Genomic DNA, 1,159 nt, shown 5'->3' with positions numbered 1-1,159 from the left:
GTCGAGCGCGGCGATCAGGTCCTGCTCGGAAAGGGCCCAGGCGGCGGCGTCGACACACGCGGCGACCGCGGCGTCTGCCTGCGCCAACTCCTCGACCATGACCCGAGACTAGAACGTACGTACGACAATTCCAGGCATCATGATCGATTGATCGAGGCGCTGGGGCTCACCCCCGTTGGGGACCACCCGGCCGGACGCCGAGCAGGTCGCCGCCGTTCGTCGGTGCCATAGTGGGCGTATGCGTTTGATCAAATACGGCCACGCCTGTGTGCGCCTGGAGGCGGACGACCGGGTGCTGGTGATCGACCCGGGGACGTTCTCGGAGGCCGAAGCGCTCGACGGGGTCGACGAGGTGCTGGTGACGCACGAGCATCCCGACCATCTCGACATCGACAAGCTCGTGGCGGCGAGTCAGCGCAACTCCGCGTTCCGGGTGTACCTGCCGTCGGCAGCGATCGCGTCGGCCCCCGAGCTGGGCGGCGCGGCGGTCGCCGTCGACGCGGGACAGCGGTTCACGGCGGCCGGGTTCGCCGTCGACGTGGTGGGTGGGGCGCACGCCGAGATCTACGACGGTCTGCCGGGCTGCGCCAACGTCGGTTTCGTCGTCGACGGCACGGTCTACCACCCGGGCGACTCGCTGTTCGTCCCGCCGTCGCCGGTGGCGACGCTGCTCGTGCCGGCTGCCGCACCCTGGCTCAAGCTCAGTGAGGCGTTGGACTTCGTGCGGGCGGTACGGCCGGAGCGGGCGTTCCCGATCCACGACGCCACGCTCAACGAACTCGGCCAGGAGTACTTCGACGGCTGGTTGGACTTCAAGGGCGGCACCGAGTACGCGCGTATCCCGGTCGGGGAGTCGGTGACGATCCGCTAGGAGCGGGTTTCCAGAAACCGGCAGTCCGCGGGCGTCTCGTGATCGCTCCTGAAGGGGTGCGCGTACGGCAGCGGTGGGCAAGAAGTTCCGGGCGTTCGACCCGGGCCGGCTCGACCACCCGCCACCGTCACACACTGCCGGACGGACAGCCGGCAACCGGCGATCACATCCACCCGGCCAGATACCCGTTACCGGCCCTCGCTCCTAGGGCCTGTTCCATAAGAACTGGCCAGCCTGCGGCGGGCCCGGACGACGACCGGCGGCGTTGCGGTTTCGTCCGGATACGAC

General features: G+C 69.3%; 1 protein-coding gene. It reads left to right on the top strand.

Annotated elements, in window-relative coordinates:
- Positions 1-238 precede the first annotated feature (238 nt).
- Complete coding sequence (locus KBX53_RS33685; RefSeq protein WP_030337937.1) at positions 239-871, top strand: MBL fold metallo-hydrolase; 633 nt, start codon at positions 239-241, stop codon at positions 869-871.
- Positions 872-1,159: the final 288 nt, after the last annotated feature.

Source organism: Micromonospora sp. M51, from assembly GCF_018070305.1.
GTDB lineage: Bacteria > Actinomycetota > Actinomycetes > Mycobacteriales > Micromonosporaceae > Micromonospora > Micromonospora parva.
The sequence above is the reverse complement of the archived record's forward strand: the minus strand, read 5'-3'. Positions and strand labels throughout refer to the sequence as shown.

Excerpts from the sequence above, each read along its gene's own strand:
- KBX53_RS33685 (WP_030337937.1), top strand. The coding sequence starts at position 239 with ATGCGTTTGATCAAATACGGCCACGCCTGTGTGCGCCTGGAGGCGGAC.